Below are 25,617 nucleotides of genomic sequence, written 5' to 3'. Positions count from 1 at the left end.
CAGGGTAACCACCCACTTCCAAGTGGGTACTTGAGCAGGTCAGAGGGGTGGGAGCAGCCTTTCGGGCATGACGCAGAACAGTGCTGCCACGTCCCCCGTCACCCTTCTCGGCCTCGGTGCCATGGGCACCGCCCTCGCCCGCGCCTGGCTCGCCGCCGGGCATCCGCTCACCGTCTGGAACCGCACCCCGGCCCGCGCCGAGGCGCTGGCCGCCGAGGGGGCGAAGGCCGCGGACAGCGCGGCCGCGGCCGTCGCGGCGAGCGGCCTCGTCGTGGTCTGCCTCCTCGACGACGACTCCGTGGGCGCCGCCCTGGACGGTGTCGACCTGACCGGCAAGGACCTCGTCAACCTGACCACCACGACCCCCGCCCGGGCCCGCGCCCGGGCCGCGTGGGCCGAGGAGCGGGGTGCCCGGTACCTGGACGGCGGGATCATGGCCGTACCGCCGATGATCGGAGTCCCCGAGGCCGGCGGGTACGTCTTCTACAGCGGCTCGCGGGAGCTGTTCGAGCTCCACCGAGCCGCGCTCGCCGTCCCGGTCGGAACCAGGTACGTCGGGGAGGACGCCGGGTTCGCCGCCCTGCACGACGTGGCCCTGCTCAGCGCGATGTACGGGATGTTCGCGGGCGTCGCGCACGCCTTCGCGCTGATCCGGCGGGAGGACATCGATCCCGTCGCCTTCGCCCCGCTGCTCGTCGACTGGCTCGCCGCCATGGCCCAGGGCGCCCACGGGACCGCCGCCCAGCTCAGGAGCGGCGACTACACCGAGAACGTCGTCTCCAACCTCGCCATGCAGGTGGCCGGGACCCCGACCTTCCTGGCCACGGCCGAACAGCAGGGGGTGAGTCCCGAGTTGCTCCAGCCGTACTTCGCGCTCATGCGCCGCCGCCTCGAAGCCGGCAGCGGAGAGGAGGACCTGACCGGCGTGGTGGACCTGCTGCTCGCCGACCGGTGACGCACTCGCCGGTGACGCGCTCGCCGCTGGTGCGCTCACCGGTGGTGCGCTCACCGGTGGTGCGCTCACCGGTGATCCGCTGACCGGTATTCGGTGACGACCCCTCCTCCTGAGGGGTCGTCCCGTGTCAGACTCTGCCGCGATCGTTCCCCCAGGCGATCCGTTTTCCCCCATGAGGCGCATGAGGCAAGCGGAAGGATCGCAAGACACGTGAAGAAGATTGTCGTGGGCATGACCATAGGGTCGGCGCTCACCGCACTCCTCGCCGCGGGGCTCACCCCCGCCGCCGCGCAGGAAGCCCGGGACGCCGCACCGGCGGGCGCGAACGCCCACCGGCCCGACAACCGTCCCGGCCCCCTCACGAAGCAGCGCACCAAGCTGCGCGAGCAGGCGATCGACCTGGTCGCCCAGGGCAGGGCCAAGGCGAACGCCAAGGGCGTCGTCGAGGTCGCGCCCGGCAAGTTCGCCGAGACCGAGACCACCACCGCCACCCGCCAGGAGAAGATCTGGACGATCCTCTCCGAGTTCGGCGACCAGGGCTCCGGCAAGCTCGGCACCGTCCCCGGCCCCCTCCACAACCAGATACCCCGGCCCGACCGGACCAGGGACAACTCCAACGCCTGGACCGCCGACTTCTCGAAGGCCTACTACGAGAACCACTTCAACGGCTCCGGCGAGTCCATGAAGACCTTCTACGAGAAGCTGTCCAACGGCCGCTACTCGGTCTCCAACGTCGTCGAGGACTGGGTCAAGGTCCCCGGCAACGCCTCCACCTACGGCGACAACGCCGTCGAGGACACCGGCGGCTCCTGGGCCTTCATCCAGGACACCGGCGACGCCTGGTGGAACGCGCAGATCGCCGCCGGCAAGACCCCCGCCGAGATCGACGCCTACCTCGCCCAGTTCGACGTCTGGGACCGCAACGACTGGGACCACGACGGGAACTTCGACGAGCCCGACGGCTACATCGACCACTTCCAGGCCGTGCACGCCGGCATGGGCGAGGACGCGGGCGGCGGCGCGCAGGGCGAGGACGCCATCTGGTCCCACCGCTGGTTCGTCAACGGCGACGACTACGGCCTCACCGGCCCGGTCGTGGCCGGTACGCAGAACAAGGGCGGCGGCGCCCGCATCGGCCAGTCCAGGTACTGGCTCGGCGACTACACCACCGAGGGCGAGAACGGCGGACTCGGCGTCTTCTGCCACGAGTTCGGCCACGACCTCGGCCTGCCGGACTACTACGACACCGACGGCGGCGAGAACTCCACCGCCTTCTGGACCCTGATGAGCTCCGGCTCCTGGCTCGGCCACGGCGCCGCAGCCGACGAGGGCATCGGCACCCACCCGGGCCTCATGGGCGCCGAGGAGAAGCTCTTCCTCGGCTGGCTGGACCACGCCGACGCGCCGCTCGGCGCCACCGGCACGTACACCCTGAACCCGGCCGCGCTCCAGGTCGCCGGCAAGGAACAGGCCGTCCGCATCGCGCTCCCGGACAAGACGAGCAGCACCACCTACGCCACCCCCACCTCCGGCACGCACGCCTGGTGGACCGGCTCCGCCGACGGCCTCAACCAGTCCCTCACCCGCTCCGTCCCGGCCGCCCCGAAGGTCACCGTCAAGGCGAGCGCCTGGTACGAGATCGAGGCCGACTTCGACTACCTCTTCGCCGAGTACTCCCTCGACGGCGGCGCCACCTGGGCCCGCGCGGGCACGGCCGTCTCCGGCTCCTCGGCCGGCAGGTGGACGACGCTGCGCTTCACGTACGACTCCGCCGGCAAGCCCTCCCTCTTCCGCTTCCGCTACCAGAGCGACGGCGGCGTGCACTTCGCCGGCGCGTTCCTGGACGACATCACGCTGACCTCCGGCGGGACGGCCCTGGCCTCGGACGACGTCGAGCAGGGCGTGGCCGGCTGGACCGCGCAGGACCGCTGGAAGATCTCGACCGGCACCGAGACGGCCACCTCCCCGCGGTACTACCTCGTGGAGAACCGCGAGTACGTCGGCTCCGACGCGCTCCTCGCCGAGGGCCCGTACCAGTTCAGCAAGGGCATCACCGCCCCGGACTGGGTCGAGTGGTTCAGGTTCCAGAACGGCATGCTGGTCTGGTACGTCGACCGGTCGTACGACGACAACAACGTCAGCAACCACCCCGGCGGCGGCTCGGCGATGGCCGTCGACGCCCGCCCGGCCCCCTTCCGGTACGCCGACGGGACCGCGCCCAGCAACCGGCGCCAGCCCTTCGACGCGACCTTCGGCCTGGAGCCCACGGACGCGACCTGCCTCCACAAGGAGGTCCTGGTGGGCAAGGGCGGCAACCAGACCGTCCAGACCCTCGCGGCCTGCGCCCCCTCCGTCCCGGGCATCCCGGTCTTCGACGACACCGACCCGAACGCGTACTACGACACGACGGCCCCGCAGGCCAGCGTGAAGGTCGCCGGCCACGGCGTGCGCGTCACGGTCACCGGTGACGCCGGCGACGACCTGACGATCAGCGTCGCCAACCCGGCCGCGCACTGATCCGTACGGAAGCCGCCGGTCACGGCTCCACCTGACGGGGCGGTACGGAAGGGCCTCAGCCCTCCCGTACCGCCCTCGCCAGTTCCGTCAGGAACGCGACCACGCCCGCCGGGCCCTGGACCGCGAGGTCCGCGCGGTCGGCCAGCTCCGGGACCTCGGCGGAGCCGCTGCACACCAGGACGCCGGGGGTGCCGTCGGAGCGGAGCTTCTCGACCGCCGCGAAGGCCGGCAGGTCGCCCAGGTCGTCGCCCGCGTACAGCACGGAACCGGCGCCCACCTCCCGTACGTACGTGGCGAGGGCCACGCCCTTGTCCATGCCCGGCGGCCGCAGCTCCAGGACCATGCGGCCGGGCTCCAGGACCAGGCCGTGGGCGACGGCCAGCTCGCCCAGCGGACCGCGCAGGGCCTCGAAGGCGCCCTCCGGGTCCTGGGCGCGGCGGGTGTGGACCGCGACCGCGCGGCCCTTCTCCTCGATCCAGACGCCCGGCCAGGCCCCGGCCCGGTCCAGGAAGCCGGGGAGCTCGGCGCGGACGGCGGCCACGCCCGGGTGCGGGGCGGCGGCCTGCACGGTGCCGGTGACGGCGTCCCAGCGTTCGGCGCCGTAGTGGCCGAGGACGACCAGGCGCTCCAGGCCGGGGACGCCGGCGAAGCCGCCGTAGCGGACGGCGACCCCGGCGGGGCGGCCGGTCACGACGGCGACGGAGGCGACCCGGGGGGCGAGCTCGGCGAGGGCGGCCACGGCACCGGGGTGGGCGCGGGCCTGCTCGGGGTCGGGGACGATGTCGGCGAGGGTGCCGTCGAAGTCGAGGGCGACGACGGCGTTCTCGGGCCGCGCGAGGAGCGCGTCCAGGCCGTCGCGGCCGGCGGGCGTGGTCGGGTGCTGAAGGCTGCTGACCATGCTCCGACCCTACCGAGGTACGGAAGTCACGTCAGCGTGGCCGGGGTCACCCGGGAGGATCACGCCTCTCTCCGCCGCTGCTTCTCCTCCCTGACCCGGCGCAGCCGGTTGACGGTCACGGGGTCGTGCGCCAGGGCGCGCGGGTCGTCGAGGAGCGCGTTGAGCAGCTGGTAGTAGCGGGTCGGGGAGAGGCCGAGCCGCTCGCGGACGGCCCGCTCCTTGGCGCCGGGACCGGGCCAGGAGCGGCGCTCGACGGCGAGGAGCGCCCGCTCGCGCTCCCCGAGCCCGCTCCCGCCGTCCGCCGTCTCTTCGGTCATACGACCCAACTTATTACTCGGCCGCCTCCGCCGCCGTCGCCGCCCGGCCGATCCGGCCGAGGACGTCGGCGGGGCGGCCGCCGGGGGCGACGGCCTTGCCGATGTTCTGCTTGACGTCCTCGCTGACCTTGGCCCAGGAGGTCTTGCCGACCGGCGGGAGCTGCGCGTCGGGGAGGACCTCCAGGAAGACGCGCAGGTTGGCGTGGGCGGGGTCGGTCTCCATGCGGGTGGAGGCGGTGACGGTGACCGGCAGCAGGTCGTTGTCCCCGGCGAACTTCAGGACGTTCTCGTCGCTGAAGACGAAGTTCAGGAAGTCACCGATCTCCTTGCGGTGGCCGTTCTGCCTGAAGCCCATGATCCAGTCGGCGACGCCCATGGCGGTCTTGGGCGGGCCGTCGACGCCGGGGAGGGGGACCTGGCCGACCCGGACGCCCTTCTTCGCGGCCTCCTTGAGGAGCGAGGGGTGGCCGTTGAGCATGCCGACCCGGCCGTTCGCGAAGGCGGCGAAGGCGGCCTTGCGGTTGAGCCGGCCGGGGGCGACCGGGCCGGTGAGGTCCTTGCCGACGAGGTTCTTGCGGAGCCACTCGAAGGTGCGGACGTTGGCGTCGGAGTCGACGGCGTAGCGGTCGGAGGCGTCGGTCCAGCCGCCGCCTCCGCTGAGCAGCCACATGAGGGCCTCGGCCTGGGCCTCCTCGGGGCCGAGGGGCAGCGCGAAGGGGGTGGGGACGCCCTTGGCCTTGAGCCTCTCGGCGGCCTCGGCGAGCTCGTCCCAGGTGGTGGGGGCCTTGGCGCCGGCCTCCTCGAAGAGCCCCTTGTTGTAGAAGAGCGGCCGGGTGGAGGCGACGAACGGCATGCCGTACTGGGTGCGCTTGTACTCGCCGGCCGCGACGAGGGGGCCGAGGAAGTTGGCCTGGACGGGTATGGAGAGGAGTTCGTCGGCGGCGTAGAGCTGTCCGGCGGCGGCGTAGTCGGCGTAGGCGCCGATCTGCGCGATGTCGGGGGCCTTGCCGGCCTCGACCATCTCGGCGACCTTGCGGTCGACGTCGTCCCAGGACTCGATCTGGACCTCGACCTTGACGCCGGGGTGCTTCGCCTCGAAGGCGGCGACGAGGTCGGCCCAGTACTTCTTGGTGGTGTCGCCACCGGTCAGGTCGTAGTCGGCGGCGACCAACCGCAGGGTCACGTCGCCGGAGTCGTCGCCCAGGGCGCCGCAGCCGGCGACCGTCGTGGTCAGTCCGAGGGCGGCGGCGGCCGCGGTCAGTCCAAGGAATCGTCGCCGCTCCACGGCTTCATCCACCTTTTGCTCGTCGTTGAGCTGCAGTGAGCTGCATGTTTGCTCGTCTTCGGGCCGCAAGTCTCTCCCGGGCGCGGGCATGAGGTCTAGTCCACTTGGGTATCACTTCCGCAACTGCGGCGGGAGCATGTCGGCATGACGGCCTTCGAATTTGTATCCGTACGCAACAATCCTCGAAAGTGGACTAGACCTTTTGGGCCCTCTAGCGACACACTGTCCCCCGTGAGACACGTCATCGCCCTGGATGTGGGCGGCACCGGCATGAAGGCCGCCCTCGTCGGCGCGGACGGCACCCTGCTGCACGAGGCCCGCCGCGCCACCGGGCGCGAGCGCGGCCCCGAGGCCGTGGTGGAGACCATCCTCGGCTTCGCCGAAGAGCTCCGCGCCCTCGGCCAGGAGCGGTACGGAGAGCCCGCCGCGGCCGCCGGAGTCGCCGTCCCCGGCATCGTCGACGCCGAGAACGGCATCGCCGTCTACGCCGCCAACCTCGGCTGGCGCGACGTTCCCATGCGCGAACTCCTCAGCGCCCGCCTCGACGGCGTCCCCGTCGCCCTCGGCCACGACGTCCGCACCGGCGGCCTCGCCGAAGGCCGCATCGGCGCGGGCAACGGCGCCGACCGCTTCCTCTTCGTCCCCCTCGGCACCGGCATCGCCGGAGCCATCGGCATCGGCGACCGCATCGAGGCCGGCGCCCACGGCTACGCCGGCGAGATCGGCCACATCGTCGTCCGCCCCGGCGGCACCGACTGCGGCTGCGGCCAGCGCGGCTGCCTGGAGCGGTACGCCTCCGCCTCCGCCGTCTCCCTCGCCTGGGCCGAGGCGAGCGGCGACCCCGACGCCGACGCCGCCGACTGCGCGAAGGCCGTCGAGTCCGGCGACCCCGCGGCCGCACGGGTCTGGCAGGACGCCGTCGACGCCCTCGCCGACGGGCTCGTCACCGCGCTCACCCTGCTGGACCCCCGCACGCTCATCATCGGTGGCGGTCTCGCCGAGGCCGGGGAAACCTTGTTCACACCCCTCCGGGCCGCCGTGGAGGAACGCGTCACGTTCCAGAAGCTGCCCGCCATCGTCCCGGCGGCCCTCGGGGACACCGCCGGATGCCTGGGCGCGGGCCTCCTCGCCTGGGACCTTCTCGCCGCACAGCGCCCCACCGACTCGGAGGTTTCCGCCTGATGGCCGATCACAAGGTTCTCGCCGGCGCACACGTCGTGCTGCCCACCGGAACGGTCGAGAACGGACGCGTGATCGTCGACGGCGACCGCATCGCCGGCTCGGCGCCCGAGGGCGCCCCCACCGTCGACCTGACCGGCCACTGGCTCGTCCCCGGCTTCGTCGACCTGCACAACCACGGCGGCGGCGGCGCCTCCTTCACCTCCGGCACCGTCGACGAGGTCCTCAAGGGCGTCCACACCCACCGCCTGCACGGCACCACCACCGTCGTCGCCTCCTTCGTCACCGCCGAGACGGACTTCCTCGCCCGCCGCGCCGGGCTCCTCTCCGAACTCGCCGAACAGGGCGAGATCGCCGGCCTCCACTTCGAGGGCCCCTTCATCTCCCCCTGCCGCAAGGGCGCCCACGACGAGAGCCTGCTCCGCGACCCCGACCCGGCCGAGGTCCGCAAGCTGGTCGACGCCGCCCGCGGCCAGGCCAGGATGGTCACCCTCGCCACCGAGCTGCCCGGCGGCCTCGACTCCGTACGCCTCCTCGCCGAGCACGGCGTCATCGCCGCCATCGGCCACACCGACGCCACGTACGAGCAGACGCGGGCGGCCATCGACGCGGGCGCCACCGTCGCCACCCACCTCTACAACGCGATGCCCGCCCTCGGCCACCGCGCCCCCGGCCCGATCGCCGCCCTCCTGGAGGACGAGCGGATCACCGTCGAGCTCATCAACGACGGCACCCACCTCCACCCCGCCGCCCTGGAACTCGCCTTCCACCACGCGGGGCCCGAACGCGTCGCCTTCATCACCGACGCCATGGACGCCGCCGGCTTCGGCGACGGCCGCTACATGCTCGGCCCGCTCGCCGTCGACGTGAAGGACAGCGTCGCCCGCCTCGTCGAGGGCGGCTCCATCGCCGGCTCCACCCTCACCCTGGACCGCGCCTTCAAGCGCGCCGCGACCGTCGACGGCCTGCCGGTCGAAGCGGTCGTCCAGGCCATCTCCGCCAACCCGGCCCGCCTCCTCGGCATGTACGACCGCGTCGGCTCCCTGGAACCCGGCAAGGACGCCGACATCGTCGTCCTCGACGCCGGGTTCGAGCTCAGGGGCGTCATGCGCAAGGGCGAATGGATCGTCGACCCGACGACGGGCACGGCCGCCTGATCAGGTGTCACGCGCGAAGGCGGTCGGCCGCGGGTCTGGGCCAACCGCCTTTCCTTTGGCATGATCGGTGCCCGTCGGAACGCACGTTCCACAGGACTTCACACCGAGTACGGGGGGCGGACAGGTCGTGATCCTCACGGTCACCCTCAACACGGCACTGGACCTGACCTACCGGGTCCCCGCCCTCACCCCGCACGCCTCCCACCGGGTCACCCAGGTCATCGAGCGCCCCGGCGGCAAGGGGCTCAACGTCGCCCGCGTCCTCGCCGCCCTCGGGTACGAGACCGTCGCCACCGGCTTCGCGGGCGGCGCCACCGGCGCGACCCTGCGGGACCAGCTCGCGTCGACGCCGGTCCGCGACGAACTCGTCGAGACCACCGGAACCACCCGCCGCACGGTCGCCGTCGTCGACACCGCGAGCGGGGACACCACCCAGCTCAACGAACCGGGCCCGACCGTCACCGCCGCCGAGTGGACCGCCTTCCGCACCCGCTTCACGGCGCTCCTCGACGGAGCCCGCGCGGTCGCCCTCTGCGGCAGCCTCCCGCCGGGCATCCACGTCGGCGCGTACGCGGAACTCGTCCGCCTCGCCAGGACGGCCGGCGTCCCCGTCCTCCTGGACACCAGCGGCGAACCCCTCCGGCGCGGCATCGCCGCCCGCCCCGACCTGGTCAAGCCCAACGCCGACGAACTGGCCCAGCTGACCGGCGCCCGCGAACCCCACCGGGCCACCCGCGACGCCCGCCGCCGGGGCGCCCGCGCGGTGGTCTCCTCGCTCGGCCCCGAGGGCCTGCTCGCCGCCACCCCCGAGGGCGTCTGGCGCGCGACCCCGCCCGCCGTCGTCCAGGGCAACCCCACGGGCGCGGGCGACTCCGCCGTCGCCGGCCTCCTCTCGGGCCTGGTGGACCAGGCCCCCTGGCCCGACCGCCTCACCCGCGCGGTCGCCCTCTCGGCGGCGACGGTCCTCTCCCCGGTGGCCGGCGAGTTCGACGCGCCGGCGTACGAGGAGCTGCTGACACGGGTGAAGGTGACGGAGGAGGCCCCCTGAGGGGTCAGCCCTTACCGGTGTGCCCGGCCTCCAGGTAGACCTGGTCGAGGATCGCCTCGCAGGAGTCCCCCGCCTCGCAGGAGATCTTGAGCGCGTTCGACCCCTTGTTCAGGTTCACGTAGGAGTAGGTGTAGGTCCAGCCCTTCTCCCAGTCGCCCTCGGCGGCGTTCGCGAAGTTCCTCATGTTGATCTCGCGGGGCGCCTCGCCGTTGACCGTCAGGGACGTCTTGGCGTCCTTGCCGGGCACGCTGTACGTGATGCGGAGCGTGTACTCGCCGGTCTTCGGCACGTCGACCGACCAGCTCGCGGAACTGCCCACGCCGCTCAGGGTCACGTAGGCGCCGTTCGTGCCCTTCGCGCCCTTCACACCGGTCCCGGTCGTCGCCGACCCGCCCAGCGTCAGCGTCGCCGCGTCCTGCTTGGGGAGCTCCTCCGAGGTCTTCTCCGGGGTCGGTTCGGTGCTCGGGGACTCGGAGACCTGGGTGGGCGCGGTCGACGGCGTGCCGCCGCCGGCCTGGGAGTCCTTGTCGTTCTCCTTGCCCGAGTTGTTGATCAGGGCGACCCCGATGCCGATCACGACGACCGCGACGACCGCGATGGCGCCCGCGAGGAGGCCCTTGGTGTTGGGGCCCCGACCGGAGCCGCCGCGCTGGGGCGGGACCGGGCGGGTCTGCGGCTGGGCGCCGTACGTCTCCGGTGCCGCGTACTGCGCCTGCGGCCGGCCGTACGGGGACTGCTGCTGCGGCGGCACGTACGCCTGCTGCTGGTGGTGGCCGTACTGGCGCTCGCCGACCGTTCTGACCTGGTTGTACGAGGTCCGGGGCACGCCCGGCTGGGCGGGAGCGGGGCCGGGGTAGCCGTAGCCGCCGCCCTGCGGGGGCCGGGCACCCGCTGTCTGGCCGTCCTCGTAGAGATAGCCGAACGGATCGTCGTCCTCGGGCGTGTTCGCGCCGTCGTTACCGGAAGCCATCCGGGTCATCCTCTCCATGCTCGCCAGCCGTCGCCGACCGGGCGAGCCTACCCCGAACGGACCAGCACGCGGCTCAGCCCGCCCGGCGGTGGACCTTGGCGCGGGAGCGTTTCTCCACGTACATCCGCTGGTCCGCCGAGTTCAGGACCTCTTCCACGGTCATCCCGCACTCGGCCCAGCCGATGCCGAAACTCGCCCCGACACGGACCGCCCGCCCGTCCACCCGGATCGGCGGAATGATCGCGTTGCGCAGGCGCACGGCCAGGTCGGCGGCGTCCGCCGCGCCGAGGCCGTCGGCGAGGACGACGAACTCGTCGCCGCCGAGCCGGGCGACGGTGTCGCCGTCCCGCACGCCGGTGGTGAGCCGGCGCGCGACCTCGATGAGGACGGCGTCGCCGGTGTGGTGCCCGAAGCGGTCGTTGATCGACTTGAAGCCGTCGAGGTCGCAGAAGAGGACCGCGAGCCCCTTCGTCCCGTCGTCGGTCTCGCCGCCGGTGGGCGCGACGATGTGGACGTGGTGGTCGTACGGCCCCGCGCCGCCCGCCGGCTCGAAGCCGAAGCCGTGCTCGTGCTCGTGCTCGTACGGCTGCGGCTCGTGACCGGAGTCGTAGGAGGGGTCGTGGGAGGCCTCGTACCCGGGCTCGTAGCCGCCGTCGTGGCCCGCCCCGTAGCCGCCGTCCCGCCGCGCGTCGTACCCGCCGCCGTACGCCGCCTCGCCCCCCGGCGCCGACGGGCGCTCGCAGAGCCGGGCGGAGAGCCGGGAGCGCAGCTCGGCGCTGTTGGGGAGGCCGGTGAGGGCGTCGTGCGAGGCGCGGTGGGCGAGCTGGAGCTCGTGCCGCTTGCGCTCCTCGATGTCCTCGACGTGGGTGAGGAGGAAGCGGGGGCCGTCGGCGGTGTCGGCGACGACGGAGTTCCGCAGGGAGACCCAGACGTACGTGCCGTCGCGCCGCCCGAGCCGCAGCTCGGCCCGGCCGCCCTCGGCGGAGGTGCGGAGCAGCGTCCCTATGTCCTCGGGGTGGACGAGGTCGGCGAAGGAGTAGCGCCGCATGACGGAGGCGGGCCGGCCGAGGAGCCGGCACAGGGCGTCGTTGGTGCGGAGGAGCCGGCCGTGCTGGTCGCCGCCCATCTCGGCGATGGCCATGCCGGAGGGGGCGTACTCGAAGGCCTGCCGGAAGGACTCCTCGCTGGCCCGCAGGGCCTGCTGCTCGCGCTCCAGGCGGACCAGGGCGCGCTGCATGTTGGAGCGGAGGCGGGCGTTGCTGATGGCGATCGCCGACTGCGAGGCGTACATCTGGAGCGCCTCCTGGCCCCAGGGGCCGGGGTGCCGGCCGTTGCGCGGGCGGTCGACGGATATGACGCCGAGGAGCTCACGGCCGGAGCCGGACGGGGCTCCCCCCGTGCGGGCGGAGCCGAGCGTGGGGGCGTACATCGGGGCGTAGAGGCGGTCGTGCGGGTGCCACTCGTCCTCGAAGCGGGGCGCGGGGCCGTCGGTGTGCCACTGGGGGACGTCGTCCTCCATGAGGACCCAGCCCTCGGTGTGCGGGATGAACCGCAGGTCGCCCCAGGCGACGCCCATGGACAGGCGGCGGTCCCAGGAGGAGCGGGAGCCGACGCGGCCGGTGATCAGGGCCTCCGCGGCGGAGCTTCCGGCGAAGGCGGCGACGACGAGGTCACCGTCGGGACGGACGAGGTTGACGCAGGCCAGCTCGTAGTTGAGGCCGGCGACCACACCGTCGGCGACGGTCTGCAGGGTGTCCGCCAGGCTCCGGGCAGTGTTGAGGTCCGCCACGACCTGATGCAGCTGCCGCAGGGTCGAGAGACGGACGTAAGGCTCCGACTCGGTCTCCATCGCTCGCTCTCCCCGAGACCTCGACAGCAACTCCAGGGTTCTCATCGGCTTCGTGCTGCACTGTCACCGCCACTGAATCACAGCGAGCTGCGCACCCGGTACACAGGGTCAGCAATTACTGCCCTCTGTGACTCAAGTCACAGCAGCTCATGGCGGATCCCCCCGTCCGCGGCATATGCCGGGTCCTAGGTCCGGCGGCCGTACCCGGCTGGTCCCCGGGCCCGATGCGGGCCGCGGGCGGCCGGAGCTAGCGTGCAGAGGTGCTCCAGAAGACTCCCGCCTCGCCCCCCGTGTCCGATCTGGCCATCCCGCATGCTGAGGGGGTGAGCAACGACGAGTTCCGGGCGGCGATGTCCCGCCTCGCGGCGGGCGTGGTCCTGGTGACCGCGCACGATCCCGACGACGGCCCGCGCGGCGAGGACGTCGGCATGACGGCCACCGCCTTCATGTCGGTCTCCCTCGACCCGCCCCTGGTCCTCGTCAGCCTCCGCAACGGCTCCCGCATGGACGACCTGCTCGCCGACGTCCCGGCCTGGGCGGTGTCGATCCTCGCCGAGGACCAGCGGCACGTCGCCGGGCGCTTCGCCATGAAGAACCGGGTCAGCGACCGGCTCCTCTTCGCCGACCTGCCGTACACCCGCGGCGAGGAGAGCGGCGCCCCGCTCGTCGACGGCGCGCTGTCGGTCCTGGAGTGCCGCACGGAGAGCCGCGTCGTCGCCGGCGACCACACGCTGGTGGTGGGCCGGGTCCTGACGGTCGGTCTGTCCTCGGGGAACGCCGGCCCCCTGACGTACTTCCAGGGGAAGTACCGCCGACTGGGCTGAGGGGGCTCCCGACCCGAAGGCCCCACGGCCACGGGCCCCACGCGCCCCACGGCCACGAGCCCCACGACCACGGGCGTCGCGGCCACGGGCGTCGCGTCAGCTCCAGTCGCGGGACTGCCGGATGCGCTTCGTCTCCGAGCGCTGCTTCTTCTCGCGCAGCCGCCGCTCGTTGATCCCGCGCGGGATCTTCGTCGGCCGGCGGGGCTTCGGCGGCGGGGCCGTCGCCTCGGCGAGGAGCGCGGCCAGGCGGACCGCCGCCGTCTCGCGGTTGCGCCACTGGGAGCGGTGCTCCGAGGCGCGGACCGTCACGACGCCGCCCACCAGGCGGGAGGCGAGGCGCTCCAGGGCGCGGGCCTTCCACACCTCGGGGAGCGCGTCGGTGGCCGCGAGGTCGAAGCGGAGCTCCACCTGCGAGTCGCTGGTGTTCACGTGCTGGCCGCCCGGCCCCGACGACCGCGAGAAACGCCACTGGAGCTCGGCCTCGGGCAGCGAGACGGAGCCACGGATGGGATAGGGACCGGACATGCCTTCCATGTTCCCCGGAGGGGGCGGCGGGAGTCATCCTGTTTTCGCCCCGGGACCACCGGGAACCGCCGGGGGCGCGCACGCGTTTCTCCAGGCGACGACTGAACGACGAAAGGGACTTTCCATGGCTGTGAGCCTGTCCAAGGGCGGCAACGTCTCCCTGACCAAGGAGGCCCCGGGCCTCACCGCCGTCACCGTGGGCCTCGGCTGGGACGTCCGCACCACGACCGGCACCGACTTCGACCTGGACGCCTCCGCGATCGGCGTGGACGCCGCCGGGCGGGTCGCCTCGGACGCCCACTTCGTCTTCTTCAACAACAAGTCGACGCCGGACCAGACCATCGTGCACACCGGTGACAACCGCACCGGCGAGGGCGGCGGCGACGACGAGCAGATCAACGTCAACCTCGCGGCCCTCCCGCCGAACGTCGACAAGATCGTCTTCCCGGTCTCCATCTACGACGCGGTCGCCCGCACGCAGAACTTCGGCCAGGTGCGCAACGCGTACATCCGCATCGTGAACCAGGCCGGCGGCGCCGAGATCGCCCGCTACGACCTCTCCGAGGACGCCGCCGTCGAGACGGCCATGATCTTCGGCGAGCTGTACCGCAACGGCGCCGAGTGGAAGTTCCGCGCCGTCGGCCAGGGCTACGCCTCGGGCCTGGAGGGCATCGCCCGCGACTTCGGCGTCAACCTCTGACGAAGCCGTCGCCTCCTGACGGACCCGTCGTCCGCTGACGGGATGACGGGACCGTCGCCTTCCGACGGACGGGCGCCACGCGCCGTCAGGGCCCCGGCGGGATCCCCGCCGGGGCCCTACCCTTTCCGCGTGATCGTCGAAGCCCTCCCCCGCACGGAAGCGCACGCCCTCCCCGGGCCGCTGCTCACCGAACTCACCGCGCTGTACGCGTCGAACCAGGAGTTCCACCAGCTCAGCGGCGACTTCCCCGACCCCGACGACATCCGGCCCGAGCAGGTCGCCGCCGCCCTCGCCGACGAGCTCGCGCAGCCGACCGCCGAGGTGCTCCTCGCCCGCGCCGAGGGCCGGCTCGTCGCCGTCGCGGTCACGCTCGGCCGCCACCCCGATCCGCTCCAGACCGATCCGTGGCTCGGCCTGCTGATGGTCCACGCCGACGCGCGGCGCGCCGGGTACGGCCGTCGGCTCGCCACGTACGTCGAGACCGGCTTCCGCGCCGAGGGCCGCACCGGGCTGCGGCTCGCCGTCCTGGAGAACAACCCGAAGGCGCTGGCCTTCTGGACCGCGCTGGGCTACGAGGAGACGGACCGGCGCCCGGACCTCGCCCACGGCCGCCCGTGCGTCGTGATGCGGAAGTCCCTGGTCCAGGGCTTGCGGAAGTCCCCGGTCTAGGGTCTGGCCGGCTTTCCGTCGCCGTGGAGCCAGACGTCCCACAGGGCGTCGAGGTCGCGGCCCGCCACGGCCTCCGCGTAGGACGTGAAGTCGTCCGTGGTGGCGTTGGCGTGGCGGTACTTCGCGGCCCAGCCGCGCAGGATCTCGTCGAAGACGCGGTCGCCGACCGTCTCGCGCAGCTTGTGCAGGACCATCGCGCCCCGCTGGTACACGGGCGGGTCGAAGAGGTTCTCGGCGGAGGGCGGGGCGGCCGGCGGGAAGGCCCAGTTCGCGTCCTGGGCGAAGGCCCGCTCGAAGCGGGTCCGCGCGGGCACGTGCTCGTACTCCTCCGCGTACAGCCACTCCGCGTACGTCGCGAAGCCCTCGTTCAGCCAGATGTCCCGCCAGCTCTTCGGCGTGACGGAGTCGCCGAACCACTGGTGCGCCTGCTCGTGGACGAGGGTCGACCGGTCGAAGGAGTCGGCCGGGAAGAGGGGGCGGCTCTGGGTCTCCAGGGCGTAGTCGAGGCTCTTGTTGCCGGTGACGACGACCCCGGCGGCGGAGAAGGGGTAGGGGCCGAAGCGTTTCACCTGGCGGGCGAGGATCCCGGGGACCTCCTTCCGCAGCGCGGCGCTGCCCGCCACGGCGGGGGGCTCGGCGGCGGTGAGGACGGGCACGGTGCCGAGGGCGGTCGCCGTGGTCGTCTCGTACCGGCCGATCACGACCGTCGCGAGGTAGCTCGCCATCGGTTCGGGCGTGTGCCACACGGTGGTGACGCGCCCGTCCGGCTCGGTGCGCCGCGCGGTCCTGACGCCGTTGGAGAGGCCCTCGAACCGGGCGGGGAGGGTGAGCGTGAGGTCGTAGGAGGCCTTGTCGGAGGGGTGGTGGTTGCCCGGGAACCAGGCCATGGAGCCGGTGGGTTCGCCGACGGCTACCGCCCCGTCCGGCGCGCGCAGCCAGCCCTCCTCGGAGCCGTCGGCGTCCGTGATCGGTTCGGGTACGCCCGAGTAGGTGACGGTGGCCCGGAACTCCGCCCCCTCGGGGAGCTCCTCGCGGGGGCGGAGGGTCAGCTCGTTCCCGGCCCGGTTGTACGCGGCGGGGGCGCCGTCGACGGTCGCGCCGCGCACGGTGAGGCCGGCGAGGTCGAGGTTGAAGGCGCTGAGGTCCTGGGTGGCGCGGGCGGTGATCTCGGCGGTGCCGTCGAGGCGCCCGGAGGCGGGGTCGTAGGCGAGGGTGAGGCCGTAGTGGCCGACGTCGTAGCCGCCGTTGCCGAGCTTGGGGAAGTACGGATCGCGCAGCCCGGCGGCCCCGGGGGTGCCCCGGACGCCGCTGCCGAGGTCGGCGCAGCCGGTCGCGAGCAGCGCGAGGGCGGCGAGGGCGGCGGCTGAGGTCCGGCTGCGTCGTGACACGTACCGATCTTAAAAGGTCAAAAACGAAAAAAGGCGGTGGCGCCCGGCGGGGGATCCGGGCGCCACCACCAGCTGGGGGGGCGTTACTTCGCGAGCGAGGCGACGCCGGCCTGGGCGAACTTCTCGTCGAGGTCGCCCGAGGGGGCGCCGGCGACGCCGATGCCCGCGATCGGGGCGCCCTTGGCGGTGACCGGGGCGCCGCCGGCGAGGAAGAGGGTGCCGGGGATGTCCTTCAGGGTCGGCGCGTTCGTGAGGCGGCCCGCGAGGACGGAGGTGGGGGCGTTCCAGGAGACGGCGGTGTACGCCTTCTTCACGGCCGACTCGTAGGACTGCGGGCCCGCGCCGTCGCCGCGCAGGGTGACGAGGGTGTTGCCGTTGCGGTCCACGACCGCGACGGACACCCGCTGGTTCTCCTGCTCGGCGGCGTCCAGGGCCGCCTGCGCGGCCTTCGTGGCGGCCTCGACCGTCAGGTGCGTCGTCGTCCGGAGGTTGCCGTTGTCCGCGTCGGCCGTGACGGCGGCGGGAGCGGCCGCCGGGGCGGCGGCGTTCGCGGAGACCACGCCGAAGGTACCGGCGGCGACGACAGCGGCGGCGGTGGCACCGAGGAGGATCTTCTTCATGAGGGACTCCGTTGAAGGTGAGGAGGAGAGGGAGGAGGAGAAGCCGTCGAGCCCGGAGCGGACCGTCGGGTCTCTCGTCCCGCCCGGTCCGTCCTTCGCTCTGCGTCCATCCTCCGGCCGGAACCGGCGCCCACCGGTCCACGGACCGGCTGCCCTCCGCGCGCACACCGGACGACGGGCCCGTCAGCCGATCGGTTGATGCCCCGCTGGTCCCTCCGGGCCACCATGGAGAGATACACGCAGGTCAGGAAGGCAGGGAGGCGGCACGGTGACCCGGCCCACGGAGCACGACCCGGACGCCCGCCGGCTCGCGCGGATCATGCACATCGCGTTCTTCCTGCTGCTCGGCGCCTCCCTCGCCCGCTTCCTGCTGCGGCACGCGTGGGAGGCCCGCAGCCCCTGGATCATCGCCCTCACCGGCGCACTCGCCTCCCTCTACCTCCTCGGCCCGGTGCTCGGCACCCGCGCCACCCCGCGCCGGACCGCCTGGCTCGGCACGGTCGTCGCCGTCTGGGTCGTCCTCGTCGTCCTCGCGCCCAGCTTCGCCTGGTGCGCGGTGCCGCTCTTCTACACGGGCCTGCGCACCCTCCCGCCGCGCGCCGCGCTCGGCCTGGTCACCCTGCTCACCGCGTTCGTGGTCTTCGCGCAGGTCCAGCTCTCGCACGGCGGCTGGGACCCGAACCTGATCGTCGCCCCGCCGGCCGTCGCCGCCCTCGCCACCGGCGTCTTCGTGTACTCCGAGCGGCAGGCCGCACGGCAGCGGGCGCTCATCGACGACCTGATCCGCACCCGCCGCGAACTCGCCGCGATCGAACGCCGCGAAGGCACCCTCGCGGAGCGCCAACGCCTCTCCATGGAGATCCACGACACCCTCGCGCAGGGCCTGTCCAGCCAGCAGATGCTGCTCCAGGCCGCCGACCGGCTCTGGGACGGCGACCCGTCCACCGCCCGCCGGCACGTCCGCACCGCCGAGTCCATCGCCGAACGCAACCTCGCCGAGGCCCGCCGCTTCGTGCAGGACCTCGCCCCCGCCGACCTCGCCGGAGGCGGCGGCCTGGAGGAGGCCCTGCGCGCCCTCGCCGCCCGCGAGTCGGCGGCCTTCCGGGTCGACGGGATCGCCGTGCCGCTGCCCGACCGCGTGCAGGCGGCGCTGCTGCGGATCGCCCAGGGCGCCCTCGCCAACATCCGCGAGCACGCCGCCGCCGACTCCGCCGCCCTGACCCTCACCTACCTCGACGACCAGGTGGTCCTGGACATCGCCGACGACGGCCGCGGCTTCGACCCGGCGCTCGCGCGCGAGCAGGCCGAGCGGGGCCACGGCCTGCCCGCGATGCGGGTGCGCGCCCAGCAGCTCGGTGGCACCCTGACGGTCGAGTCCACCCCGGGCGAGGGCACGGTGCTCTCCGCCGCGATCCCGCTCACCCTGGAGTCCTGATGTCCGTACGGATCCTCCTCTGCGACGACCACGTCGTCGTCCGCGCCGGTCTGCTCGCGCTGCTCGGCAGCACCCCCGACATCGAGGTGGTGGGCGAGGCGGGCAGCGGCGAGGAGGCCGTCGCGATGGCGGCGAAGCTGAAGCCGGACGTCGTCCTGATGGACCTCCAGCTCGGCGCGGGCATCGACGGCGTGGAGGCGACGCGGCGGATCGCGCCCACCGGCGTCCACGTCCTGGTCCTCACCACGTACGACACGGACGCGGACATCACGCGGGCGATCGAGGCGGGCGCGACGGGCTACCTGCTGAAGGCCGAGCGGCCCGAGGAGCTGTTCGCCGCGATCCACTCCGCCGCCCAGGGCCGGACGGCCCTCTCCCCGCCGGTCGCCAGCCGGGTCATGGACCGCATGCGGGGCGCGGCGGGCCCCTCGCTCACCGACCGGGAGCGGGACATCCTCGGCCAGCTGGGGCGCGGTCTGGGCAACCGGGAGATCGCGCGGGCGCTGTTCATCAGCGAGGCGACGGTGAAGACGCACCTCGGCCGGATCTACGCCAAGCTCGGCGTCGACACCCGCGCGGGCGCGGTGGCGGTGGCGAAGGAGCGACGCCTGCTGCCGTAAGCCGTAGGGCTGGACTTGGGTGCCGTTCCCCCACGTCCGGCCGCCCCCACTGCTACGGTGCGTCGTCTCTCGACCGCACGGTGTCATGTCTCAGTGGGAGCGCACGTGAAGCTCGCGATCGTCGGCGGCGGACCCGCCGGCCTCTACCTCTCGATCCTGCTGAAGCGGCAGGATCCGTCCCACGACGTCGCCGTGTACGAACGGAACCCCGAGGGCTCCACCTACGGCTGGGGCGTGACGTACTGGGCGGGGCTCCTCGACAAACTGCGCGCGGGCGACCCGGAGTCCGCGGCGGCGGTCGCGGAGGCCTCCGTCACCTGGACCGACGGGGTCGCCATCGTCCGCGACGAGCGGACCGTCCACCGCGGCGACGCGGGCTTCGGCATCGGACGGCGGCGGATGCTCGCGCTGCTCGCCGACCGCGCCGAGGAGCTCGGCGTACGGATCGAGTTCGAGCACGACGTCCCCGGCCCGGACGCGCCCGAACTGGCCGGGGCGGACCTGGTCGTCGCCGCCGACGGCGTCAACAGCGTGCTCCGCGAGGCGTACGCCGACCACTTCGGCAGCGAGGTCACCAGCGGCCGCAACCACTACGTCTGGCTCGGCACCACCAAGGTCTTCGACTCCTTCAGCTTCGCCTTCAAGGAGACCGAACACGGCTGGATCTGGTGCTACGCCTACGGTTTCAGCGGCGAGCGCTCCACGTGCGTCGTCGAGTGCTCCCCGGAGACCTGGACCGGCCTCGGCCTCGACACGCGCGGCGAGGCCGACAGCCTGAACCTCCTGGAGAAGCTCTTCCACGACCTCCTCGACGGGCACGAGCTGATCGGCCGCGAACGCGCCGACGGCGCCGCCCAGTGGCTGACCTTCCGCACCCTCACCAACCGGGTCTGGCACCGCGGCAACCTCGTCCTCCTCGGCGACGCCGCCCACACCACCCACTACTCCATCGGCGCGGGCACCACCCTCGCCCTGGAGGACGCGCTCGCCCTCGCGGACGCCCTGCGCGCCCCCGGCGACCTCGACGCCGCCCTCACCGCGTACGGCAGGCGGCGGCGCGCCGAACTCGTCTCCGCGCAGAGCGCCGCCCGCTACAGCGCCCAGTGGTACGAGAACCTCCCGCGCTACATGAACCTGGAACCGGCCAGGATGTTCGCGCTCCTCGGCCAGCGCCACTCCCCGCTGCTCCCGCACGTCCCCCCGCAGCTGTACTACCGGATCGACCGCGCCGCCGAACAACTGGAGCCCCTGCGCCGCCTCAAGCGCTGGCTGGGCCCCCGGGTGGCACGGGCGGTCCACGGCCGGCGCTGACCCCGCACCGGCTCACACGTCCCGGCGCTGACCCCGCACCGGCTCACACGTCCCGACGGTGGACGGCGAGGAAGGCCACCGCCACCGCGCCCGCCGCCCAGGCCGCGTACACGGTCCACGCCCCGCCGGCGGTCCACGGGAAGTCCACCGGCACCGGCGGGTCCCCCACCTCCGTGAGCCGCTTCCACGCGCCCTGGGGCAGGGCGTGCAGGAACGTCGCACCCCAGCGGTCGCGCTCGTCCATCAGGGCCGGCAGCAGGAGCAGCACACCGGTCAGGGTGACGATCGTCGTCGCGGTGTGCCGCAGCAGCGCCCCGAGGCCGAAGCCCGCGAGGGCGCACACCGGCGCGAGGAGCGCCGACGCGGCGACGGCCCGCGGCACGCCCTCGTCGCCGATCGCCATGCCGACGCCCCGCCCGTCGAGCACGGACTGCGTGACGGCGAACGAGACCCCGGCGACCAGCGCCCCGTACACCAGCATCACCCCGGCGAGGACGAGCGTCTTCGCCGCGACGACCGACCGGCGGGCCGGGACGGCCGCGAAGGTCGTACGGATCTGGCCCGTGCCGTACTCGCCGACGATCACCAGCGCGCCGATCGAGCCGGTCGCGAGGATGAACACCATGGCCCCGCCGAGCGTGAACGCGTCGCGCATCGCCCAGATCGGCACGAAGAGCTCCTTGATGCCGTCCGAGTAGTTCGGGTAGTTGCGGTGGTCGGCGAGGGTCGCGTTGAGATTGACGCCGAGCACGGCGACCGCGCCGACGGCGAAGGCCCAGGGCGTGGAGCGGAGCGACCACAGCTTCGTCCACTCGGCGGCGAGCAGGTCGCGGAAACGGGCGTTCGGCATCAGCGGTACTCCACACTGTCGGCGGTGAGCTCCATGAACGCCTCTTCGAGGGAGGAGGCGCGCGTGGTCAGTTCGGCGAGCGGGACGCCGTGCCGGAAGGCGAGGACCCCGATCCGGCCCGCGTCGATCCCGGTCACGGTCAGCACTCCCTCCTCCGTCCGTACGGTGGCGCCCTCGGCTCCGAGGGCGTCGGCGAGGCCCGGGGCGGCGGCCGGCTCGGCCGTCCGCACGGTCACGCTCCGGCGGGTGCCGCGCGCGGCGAACGCGGCCGCGCTCTCGGCCGCGATGAGCCGGCCGCGGCCGATGACGACGAGATCGTCGGCGGTGTGCTCCATCTCGCTCATCAGATGGCTGGAGACGAACACCGTCCGCCCCTCGGCGGCGAGCCGCCGGAACAGCCCTCGCGCCCACAGCACGCCCTCCGGGTCCAGGCCGTTGACCGGCTCGTCGAAGAGGAGCACGGGAGGGTCGCCGAGCAGCGCGGCGGCGATTCCCAGGCGTTGCCTCATGCCGAGCGAGTAGCCGCCGACGCGCCGCCGTCCCGCCTCGGCGAGCCCGACCTCGTCGAGGACCTCGCCGACCCGGCGGCGCGGAATGCCGTTGGTGCGGGCGAGCGCCGTCAGATGGGCCTCCGCGGTCCGGCCGCCGTGCACGTCGTGCGCGTCGAGCAGCGCCCCGACGTGCCGCAGCCCGCGCGGCAGCTCCCGGAACCGCCGCCCGCCGACGGTGGCGGTCCCGGACGTCGGCTCGTTCAACCCCAGGATCAGCCGCAGGGTCGTCGACTTCCCGGCTCCGTTGGGCCCGAGGAACCCGGTCACCCGCCCCGGCTCCACACCGAACCCGAGCCGGTCGACGGCGAGGCGGGACCGGCCCGGCCGGCCGTAGCGCTTGGTCAGTTCACGCACTTCGATCATGCGGTCCACGGTGGCCGTCCGGCGCCCTCCGGCACATCGGCCCGGCGGCCACGACCCGTCCACCGGAGTGGCCCGGGGGCGTACGCCCGGGGGCCGATGACCCGGTGCACGGCCGCCCCTACGATCGGGGCCATGCCCGCCACCCCGACCGACCGCCCGCCCCACGGGCGGGTGTCGGCGGCCCTCGCCTGGGGCGCGGCCGTCGCGCAGCCCCTCCTGCTCCTCATCGGCGTCCGGACCGGCCCGTACCGCTCGACCGAGCTGCGGCTCTTCCTCACCGCCGTCGCCGTGTGCCTGACCCTGCCCCTGGCGCGCCGTAACCCGCTCGCCGCGCTCGGACTGCTGCTCGCCGGCGTGTTCGCGGCGGCGACGACCCGCCCGGACGCCGTGCTCCTCTACCTCCCGGTGCTCGCCGCCGACGCCGTCGTCGGCCGGATCGCCGCCCTGCACCCGCTCCGGGTCCTGCTGCCCACCGCCCTCGGCGCGCTCGGCGTCCAGATCGCGGCCGCGACGTACACCACCTCGGGGCAGGACGTCTTCGTCAGCACCGTCGTGGCCCTCGCGCTCGCGCTGCTGACCGCCGGGCTCCTCGGCCGGTCCGTACGCGAACGACGCGGCCACGCCGCGGAGTTGCGCGCCGCGGCCACCGCCGAGGCCGTCGCCGCCGAACGGCTCAGGATCGCCCGCGAACTGCACGACGTCGTCGCGCACAGCATCGGCGTCATCGCCATCCAGGCGGGCGTCGGCCGCCGGGTCATCGACACCCAGCCCGCCGAGGCCCGCAATGCGCTCGCCACCATCGAGACCACCAGCCGGGAGACCCTCGCCGGTCTGCGCCGCACCCTGGGCGCGCTACGGGGCGCCGCTGCCGACGGTCGCCCCGCGCCGCGCGACCCGGCACCCGGCCTCGCCGACCTGGAACGGCTCGCCGCGTCCACGGCGGACGCGGGGGTACGGGTCGAACTGCGGCACCTCGGCAACCCCGACGTGTCGCTCCCGCCGGAGGTCGACCTCGCGGCGTACCGGATCGTGCAGGAGTCCCTGACCAACGTCGTCCGCCACGCGGCCGCGCCCACCTGCCGGGTGACGGTGGAGCGGCGCACCGACACCCTGCTCGTCGAGATCGCCGACGACGGCCGCGGCACGCCCGCCGCGGCTCCCGGGGGCGGCTACGGTCTCGTCGGAATGCGCGAGCGTGCCGCGCTCCTCGGCGGCAGCCTCACCGCGGGGCCCCGGCCCGGCGGCGGCTTCCAGGTCACGGCGCTGCTGCCGCTGCCGGCCGATCACCCGGAAGGAATCCCCGCCTCATGAGCACCGCCCCGATCCGCGTCCTCCTCGTCGACGACCAGCCCCTGGTCCGGGCCGGGCTGCGCGTCCTCATGGCCGACACGCCCGACCTGGACGTCGCCGGCGAGGCGGGCACCGGCACGGAGGCGGTCGCGCTGGCCCGGGACCTCGGACCCGACGTGGTGGTGATGGACGTACGGATGCCCGGCATGGACGGCATCGAGGCCACCCGGATCGTCACGGCGGGGCCCGGCGCGCCCCGGGTCCTCGTCCTCACCACCTTCGACGACGACGAGTACGTGTACGGCGCGCTGCGCTCCGGCGCGAGCGGCTTCCTCGTCAAGGACATGGCCCTCGACGACATCCTCGCCGCGATCCGGGTGGTGGCCTCCGGCGACGCCCTGATCGCACCGGGCGTGACCCGCCGCCTGATCGAGGAGTTCGCGGCGCGCCCGGAGCCCACGCGCCCGCCGCCGCGCGACCTGGACGGGGTCACCGAGCGCGAACGGGAGGTCCTCACCCTCGTCGGCCGGGGCCTGTCGAACGGCGAGATCGCCGAACGGCTCCACATCAGCGCGGCCACCGCGAAGGCCCACGTGGCACGCCTCTTCTCCAAGCTGAACGCCCGCGACCGGGTACAGCTGGTGATCCTCGCGTACGAGACGGGCCTGGTGCCGTGAGAGCACGGCCGGTGGTCCTCGCGTACGAGACGGGGCCGGTGCCGTGACACCATCGGTCCCGTGCTCGACATCGGCTACTCCCTCTCGCGTCGCTTCCCCGACCCTCCGCAGACCGACTACCGCCACGCGGACGTCCACGCCCTGCGTCACGACCTGTTCTGCGGGGACGTGTACCTCGCCGACACGGAGACCGACCGCGAGGTGTCCACGGCCTGGGGATGGGTGCCGGTGCTCGACTTCGCGTGGGCGCTGTGCGACATCGTCGAGCAGCTCGACCAGGACCCGCGCGGCAGCCGCGCCGCGCAACCGCAGTACGCGGAGCTCGACTTCACCGAGTCCACGGACCGGATGCTCTTCGAGCGCCGCTTCGGATGGGTGGACGTCGAGGCCGACTGGATGCCGGGCGACGAGCCGCCGATCACCTTCAACCACGCCGAGCTGCGGCGCGAGGCGCGGGACTTTCTGCACGACCTGATCGCGGACCTCACGGACATGCACGAGGGCCTGGCGGACAACCCCACCATCTGGACCCTCCAGTCCCGCTTCCCCCGCCTGCCATAGCCCCCACGGGGCCCACGCCCGCCGGGGCGGTGCCCCCGCCCACCCCCGTGGGGGCAATCGTCCCGCTGGGGCGGGACGGGTGGGCACACGGGACGGCGCCCATCAGCGGCGCCTCCGCGTCCCGCGCCTGAACCCGCACCACCAGTTCGGCACACAGCCCGGTGCGGGTCCAGGCACAGAAGCCTCTGGCGCCGGCAGGGCGCGGGTCCGTTGTGCCCACCCGTTCCGCCCCAGCGGAACGACTGCCCACAACGGGGGGGCGCGGGGGTGGGCACCGCCCCGGCAGGTGGGCGCCCACAGCGGAGGAGCGCGGGGGCGGGCACCGCCCCGCGGGCGCAGCCCGCAACGGCGGGGGCACCGCCCCGCGGGGGCGTCCGGCGCGGGGTCAGTCCTCCACCCGCACCCCAAGCCGCGCCGCCAGCACCGGCGCCAGGTCCAGGAGTTGCGCCGCGGAGATCACCGCACCCGCCAGCGACTCCACCCCCCGCGCGATCTCCAGGCGCTGCACCCCCCGCAGGTCCACGTCCGTGAGCCGCGCCCCCGTGAAGTCCACGCCCGTGAGCACGCAGTCCACGAACTCGACCCGCTCCAGGACCGCGCCCCCGAAGTCCGGCTCGCTCAGCACGCAGCCCTCGAAGACGACGTCCTTCAGCTTCGCCGCCCGCAGGTTGAGGTAGTCGCTCTTGCCGCCCCGGACGACGACCCGCTCCAGGACCGCCCCGTGCAGCTGCGCCCCGCCGAGCCGCGCCTCCACGAGCTCCACGTCCCGCAGCTGCGCCCCGGCGAGCTCGGTGCCCACTCCCCGTACCCCCGTCAGCACCGAGTCGAGGAACCGCGCACCCGTGAGCCGCGTGCCGTCGAGCCCGCACTCGCGCAGCGCGCAGTCCAGGAACCGGGCCCCTTCGCCCGACTGGCCCGTCAGGTCGAGCCCGGCCAGTTCGAGGCCGTCGTAGTCCCCGTCCGGTGCGAGCCCGCCCCCGTACGCCTCCAGGGCCGGCAGCCGCACCTCCGGCCGCCGCGCCCCCGCCACCTTCTTCTTCCGTGTCACCGCCATGACC

At 73.7% G+C, this 25,617-nt stretch carries 25 protein-coding genes; 14 read left to right on the top strand and 11 right to left on the bottom strand.

Going from position 1 to position 25,617, the window contains the following annotated elements:
* The first annotated feature begins 67 nt into the window (after positions 1-67).
* Positions 68-955, top strand: a complete 888-nt coding sequence (locus tag ACIGW4_RS31840; RefSeq protein WP_398713869.1) for an NAD(P)-binding domain-containing protein — start codon at positions 68-70, stop codon at positions 953-955.
* A gap of 210 nt (positions 956-1,165) precedes the next feature.
* On the top strand, positions 1,166-3,472 hold the full coding sequence (locus tag ACIGW4_RS31835; protein WP_399584561.1) for an immune inhibitor A domain-containing protein: 2,307 nt from the start codon (positions 1,166-1,168) through the stop codon (positions 3,470-3,472).
* A gap of 55 nt (positions 3,473-3,527) precedes the next feature.
* On the opposite strand, the gene otsB is transcribed toward ACIGW4_RS31835, so the two are convergent.
* From otsB to ACIGW4_RS31820, 3 genes are read right to left on the bottom strand one after another with little or no spacing between them, the layout of a single operon-like run.
* Positions 3,528-4,370, bottom strand: coding sequence for a trehalose-phosphatase (gene otsB / locus ACIGW4_RS31830; RefSeq protein WP_398713873.1), 843 nt, complete (start codon positions 4,368-4,370; stop codon positions 3,528-3,530).
* 59 nt (positions 4,371-4,429) lie between these two features.
* Complete coding sequence (locus ACIGW4_RS31825) at positions 4,430-4,687, bottom strand: DUF3263 domain-containing protein (RefSeq protein WP_123454108.1); 258 nt, start codon at positions 4,685-4,687, stop codon at positions 4,430-4,432.
* Positions 4,688-4,700: 13 nt separating this feature from the next.
* Positions 4,701-5,984, bottom strand: a complete 1,284-nt coding sequence (locus ACIGW4_RS31820; protein WP_399584557.1) for an extracellular solute-binding protein — start codon at positions 5,982-5,984, stop codon at positions 4,701-4,703.
* A 219-nt stretch (positions 5,985-6,203) separates the two neighbouring features.
* On the opposite strand from ACIGW4_RS31820, the gene ACIGW4_RS31815 reads away from it, so the two are divergent.
* The 3 genes from ACIGW4_RS31815 (at position 6,204) to ACIGW4_RS31805 (ending at position 9,356) form a co-directional block, all read left to right on the top strand.
* Positions 6,204-7,154: an ROK family protein gene (locus ACIGW4_RS31815; protein ID WP_359591861.1), complete on the top strand. Its 951-nt coding sequence runs from the start codon at positions 6,204-6,206 to the stop codon at positions 7,152-7,154.
* Positions 7,154-8,308: an N-acetylglucosamine-6-phosphate deacetylase gene (gene nagA, locus ACIGW4_RS31810; RefSeq protein ID WP_359591862.1), complete on the top strand. Its 1,155-nt coding sequence runs from the start codon at positions 7,154-7,156 to the stop codon at positions 8,306-8,308. Before ACIGW4_RS31815 ends, nagA begins: the two co-directional genes overlap by 1 nt.
* Positions 8,309-8,435: 127 nt before the next feature.
* Positions 8,436-9,356 carry a 1-phosphofructokinase family hexose kinase gene (locus ACIGW4_RS31805; protein ID WP_399584554.1) on the top strand — a complete coding sequence of 307 codons (921 nt, stop codon included), beginning with the start codon at positions 8,436-8,438 and terminating at the stop codon, positions 9,354-9,356.
* Positions 9,357-9,360: 4 nt separating this feature from the next.
* Here ACIGW4_RS31805 and ACIGW4_RS31800 read toward each other — a convergent pair whose 3' ends face one another.
* Both ACIGW4_RS31800 and cdgB read right to left on the bottom strand, forming a co-directional pair.
* A complete protein-coding gene (locus ACIGW4_RS31800; protein WP_399584551.1) occupies positions 9,361-10,326 on the bottom strand; it encodes a CBM35 domain-containing protein in 966 nt (321 codons plus the stop codon).
* A 73-nt stretch (positions 10,327-10,399) separates the two neighbouring features.
* Positions 10,400-12,175 carry a diguanylate cyclase CdgB gene (gene cdgB / locus ACIGW4_RS31795; RefSeq protein WP_399584548.1) on the bottom strand — a complete coding sequence of 592 codons (1,776 nt, stop codon included), beginning with the start codon at positions 12,173-12,175 and terminating at the stop codon, positions 10,400-10,402.
* A gap of 260 nt (positions 12,176-12,435) precedes the next feature.
* On the opposite strand from cdgB, the gene ACIGW4_RS31790 reads away from it, so the two are divergent.
* Complete coding sequence (locus ACIGW4_RS31790; protein WP_123454095.1) at positions 12,436-12,999, top strand: flavin reductase family protein; 564 nt, start codon at positions 12,436-12,438, stop codon at positions 12,997-12,999.
* A gap of 96 nt (positions 13,000-13,095) precedes the next feature.
* Here ACIGW4_RS31790 and arfB read toward each other — a convergent pair whose 3' ends face one another.
* Complete coding sequence (arfB, locus tag ACIGW4_RS31785; RefSeq protein ID WP_123454093.1) at positions 13,096-13,533, bottom strand: alternative ribosome rescue aminoacyl-tRNA hydrolase ArfB; 438 nt, start codon at positions 13,531-13,533, stop codon at positions 13,096-13,098.
* 115 nt (positions 13,534-13,648) lie between these two features.
* On the opposite strand from arfB, the gene ACIGW4_RS31780 reads away from it, so the two are divergent.
* A complete protein-coding gene (locus ACIGW4_RS31780) occupies positions 13,649-14,224 on the top strand; it encodes a TerD family protein (protein WP_123454091.1) in 576 nt (191 codons plus the stop codon).
* A gap of 129 nt (positions 14,225-14,353) precedes the next feature.
* Positions 14,354-14,893, top strand: a complete 540-nt coding sequence (locus ACIGW4_RS31775) for an N-acetyltransferase (RefSeq protein ID WP_123454089.1) — start codon at positions 14,354-14,356, stop codon at positions 14,891-14,893.
* On the opposite strand, the gene ACIGW4_RS31770 is transcribed toward ACIGW4_RS31775, so the two are convergent.
* Together ACIGW4_RS31770 and ACIGW4_RS31765 are read right to left on the bottom strand one after the other, a co-directional pair.
* The gene (locus ACIGW4_RS31770; protein ID WP_123454087.1) at positions 14,890-16,281 is read right to left on the bottom strand and encodes a M1 family metallopeptidase; all 1,392 of its coding nucleotides are present in this window, start codon (positions 16,279-16,281) and stop codon (positions 14,890-14,892) included. The two genes, ACIGW4_RS31775 and ACIGW4_RS31770, sit on opposite strands and share 4 nt — an antisense overlap.
* A gap of 83 nt (positions 16,282-16,364) precedes the next feature.
* Positions 16,365-16,901: a heme-binding protein gene (locus tag ACIGW4_RS31765; protein ID WP_123454085.1), complete on the bottom strand. Its 537-nt coding sequence runs from the start codon at positions 16,899-16,901 to the stop codon at positions 16,365-16,367.
* A 268-nt stretch (positions 16,902-17,169) separates the two neighbouring features.
* Between ACIGW4_RS31765 and ACIGW4_RS31760 the strand changes: the two genes are divergently transcribed.
* From ACIGW4_RS31760 to ACIGW4_RS31750, 3 genes are all read left to right on the top strand, one after another.
* Positions 17,170-18,336, top strand: coding sequence for a sensor histidine kinase (locus tag ACIGW4_RS31760; RefSeq protein ID WP_398713889.1), 1,167 nt, complete (start codon positions 17,170-17,172; stop codon positions 18,334-18,336).
* Positions 18,336-18,956 (top strand): response regulator transcription factor, encoded by a 621-nt coding sequence (locus ACIGW4_RS31755; RefSeq protein ID WP_015035223.1) that lies wholly within the window; start codon positions 18,336-18,338, stop codon positions 18,954-18,956. The genes ACIGW4_RS31760 and ACIGW4_RS31755 overlap by 1 nt, the downstream gene beginning before the upstream one ends.
* A gap of 105 nt (positions 18,957-19,061) precedes the next feature.
* Positions 19,062-20,267, top strand: coding sequence for an FAD-dependent monooxygenase (locus tag ACIGW4_RS31750; protein WP_399584540.1), 1,206 nt, complete (start codon positions 19,062-19,064; stop codon positions 20,265-20,267).
* Positions 20,268-20,310: 43 nt separating this feature from the next.
* On the opposite strand, the gene ACIGW4_RS31745 is transcribed toward ACIGW4_RS31750, so the two are convergent.
* Entirely contained in the window at positions 20,311-21,117 is an 807-nt protein-coding gene (locus ACIGW4_RS31745) for an ABC transporter permease subunit (RefSeq protein WP_398713893.1), read from the bottom strand.
* Positions 21,117-22,031, bottom strand: coding sequence for an ATP-binding cassette domain-containing protein (locus ACIGW4_RS31740; RefSeq protein WP_398713895.1), 915 nt, complete (start codon positions 22,029-22,031; stop codon positions 21,117-21,119). The genes ACIGW4_RS31745 and ACIGW4_RS31740 overlap by 1 nt, the downstream gene beginning before the upstream one ends.
* Before the next feature lie 132 nt (positions 22,032-22,163).
* Between ACIGW4_RS31740 and ACIGW4_RS31735 the strand changes: the two genes are divergently transcribed.
* From ACIGW4_RS31735 to ACIGW4_RS31725, 3 genes are read left to right on the top strand one after another with little or no spacing between them, the layout of a single operon-like run.
* Complete coding sequence (locus ACIGW4_RS31735) at positions 22,164-23,342, top strand: sensor histidine kinase (RefSeq protein ID WP_399584537.1); 1,179 nt, start codon at positions 22,164-22,166, stop codon at positions 23,340-23,342.
* Positions 23,339-23,998: a response regulator gene (locus ACIGW4_RS31730; RefSeq protein WP_398713898.1), complete on the top strand. Its 660-nt coding sequence runs from the start codon at positions 23,339-23,341 to the stop codon at positions 23,996-23,998. The genes ACIGW4_RS31735 and ACIGW4_RS31730 overlap by 4 nt, the downstream gene beginning before the upstream one ends.
* Before the next feature lie 60 nt (positions 23,999-24,058).
* A complete protein-coding gene (locus tag ACIGW4_RS31725) occupies positions 24,059-24,559 on the top strand; it encodes a hypothetical protein (RefSeq protein WP_123454072.1) in 501 nt (166 codons plus the stop codon).
* Positions 24,560-24,944: 385 nt separating this feature from the next.
* Here the strand turns inward: ACIGW4_RS31725 and ACIGW4_RS31720 are convergent, their stop codons facing one another.
* Complete coding sequence (locus ACIGW4_RS31720) at positions 24,945-25,613, bottom strand: pentapeptide repeat-containing protein (RefSeq protein WP_260174422.1); 669 nt, start codon at positions 25,611-25,613, stop codon at positions 24,945-24,947.
* Positions 25,614-25,617 lie beyond the last annotated feature (4 nt).

This window comes from Streptomyces sp. NPDC053513, from assembly GCF_044544765.1.
GTDB lineage: Bacteria > Actinomycetota > Actinomycetes > Streptomycetales > Streptomycetaceae > Streptomyces > Streptomyces litmocidini.
Note: the sequence above shows the minus strand (reverse complement) of the source record. Positions and strands in the feature narration are given on the sequence as shown.

Bases quoted from the DNA above. Each gene is read 5' to 3' on its own strand.
- ACIGW4_RS31840 (WP_398713869.1), top strand. From the start codon at position 68: ATGACGCAGAACAGTGCTGCCACGTCCCCCGTCACCCTTCTCGGCCTC.
- ACIGW4_RS31825 (WP_123454108.1), bottom strand. From the start codon at position 4,687: ATGACCGAAGAGACGGCGGACGGCGGGAGCGGGCTCGGGGAGCGCGAG.
- nagA (WP_359591862.1), top strand. From the start codon at position 7,154: ATGGCCGATCACAAGGTTCTCGCCGGCGCACACGTCGTGCTGCCCACC.
- ACIGW4_RS31780 (WP_123454091.1), top strand. From the start codon at position 13,649: ATGGCTGTGAGCCTGTCCAAGGGCGGCAACGTCTCCCTGACCAAGGAG.
- cdgB (WP_399584548.1), bottom strand. From the start codon at position 12,175: ATGGAGACCGAGTCGGAGCCTTACGTCCGTCTCTCGACCCTGCGGCAG.
- ACIGW4_RS31730 (WP_398713898.1), top strand. From the start codon at position 23,339: ATGAGCACCGCCCCGATCCGCGTCCTCCTCGTCGACGACCAGCCCCTG.
- ACIGW4_RS31740 (WP_398713895.1), bottom strand. From the start codon at position 22,031: ATGATCGAAGTGCGTGAACTGACCAAGCGCTACGGCCGGCCGGGCCGG.
- ACIGW4_RS31745 (WP_398713893.1), bottom strand. From the start codon at position 21,117: ATGCCGAACGCCCGTTTCCGCGACCTGCTCGCCGCCGAGTGGACGAAG.
- ACIGW4_RS31735 (WP_399584537.1), top strand. From the start codon at position 22,164: ATGCCCGCCACCCCGACCGACCGCCCGCCCCACGGGCGGGTGTCGGCG.
- ACIGW4_RS31720 (WP_260174422.1), bottom strand. From the start codon at position 25,613: ATGGCGGTGACACGGAAGAAGAAGGTGGCGGGGGCGCGGCGGCCGGAG.
- arfB (WP_123454093.1), bottom strand. From the start codon at position 13,533: ATGGAAGGCATGTCCGGTCCCTATCCCATCCGTGGCTCCGTCTCGCTG.
- ACIGW4_RS31800 (WP_399584551.1), bottom strand. From the start codon at position 10,326: ATGGCTTCCGGTAACGACGGCGCGAACACGCCCGAGGACGACGATCCG.
- ACIGW4_RS31765 (WP_123454085.1), bottom strand. From the start codon at position 16,901: ATGAAGAAGATCCTCCTCGGTGCCACCGCCGCCGCTGTCGTCGCCGCC.
- ACIGW4_RS31755 (WP_015035223.1), top strand. From the start codon at position 18,336: ATGTCCGTACGGATCCTCCTCTGCGACGACCACGTCGTCGTCCGCGCC.
- otsB (WP_398713873.1), bottom strand. From the start codon at position 4,370: ATGGTCAGCAGCCTTCAGCACCCGACCACGCCCGCCGGCCGCGACGGC.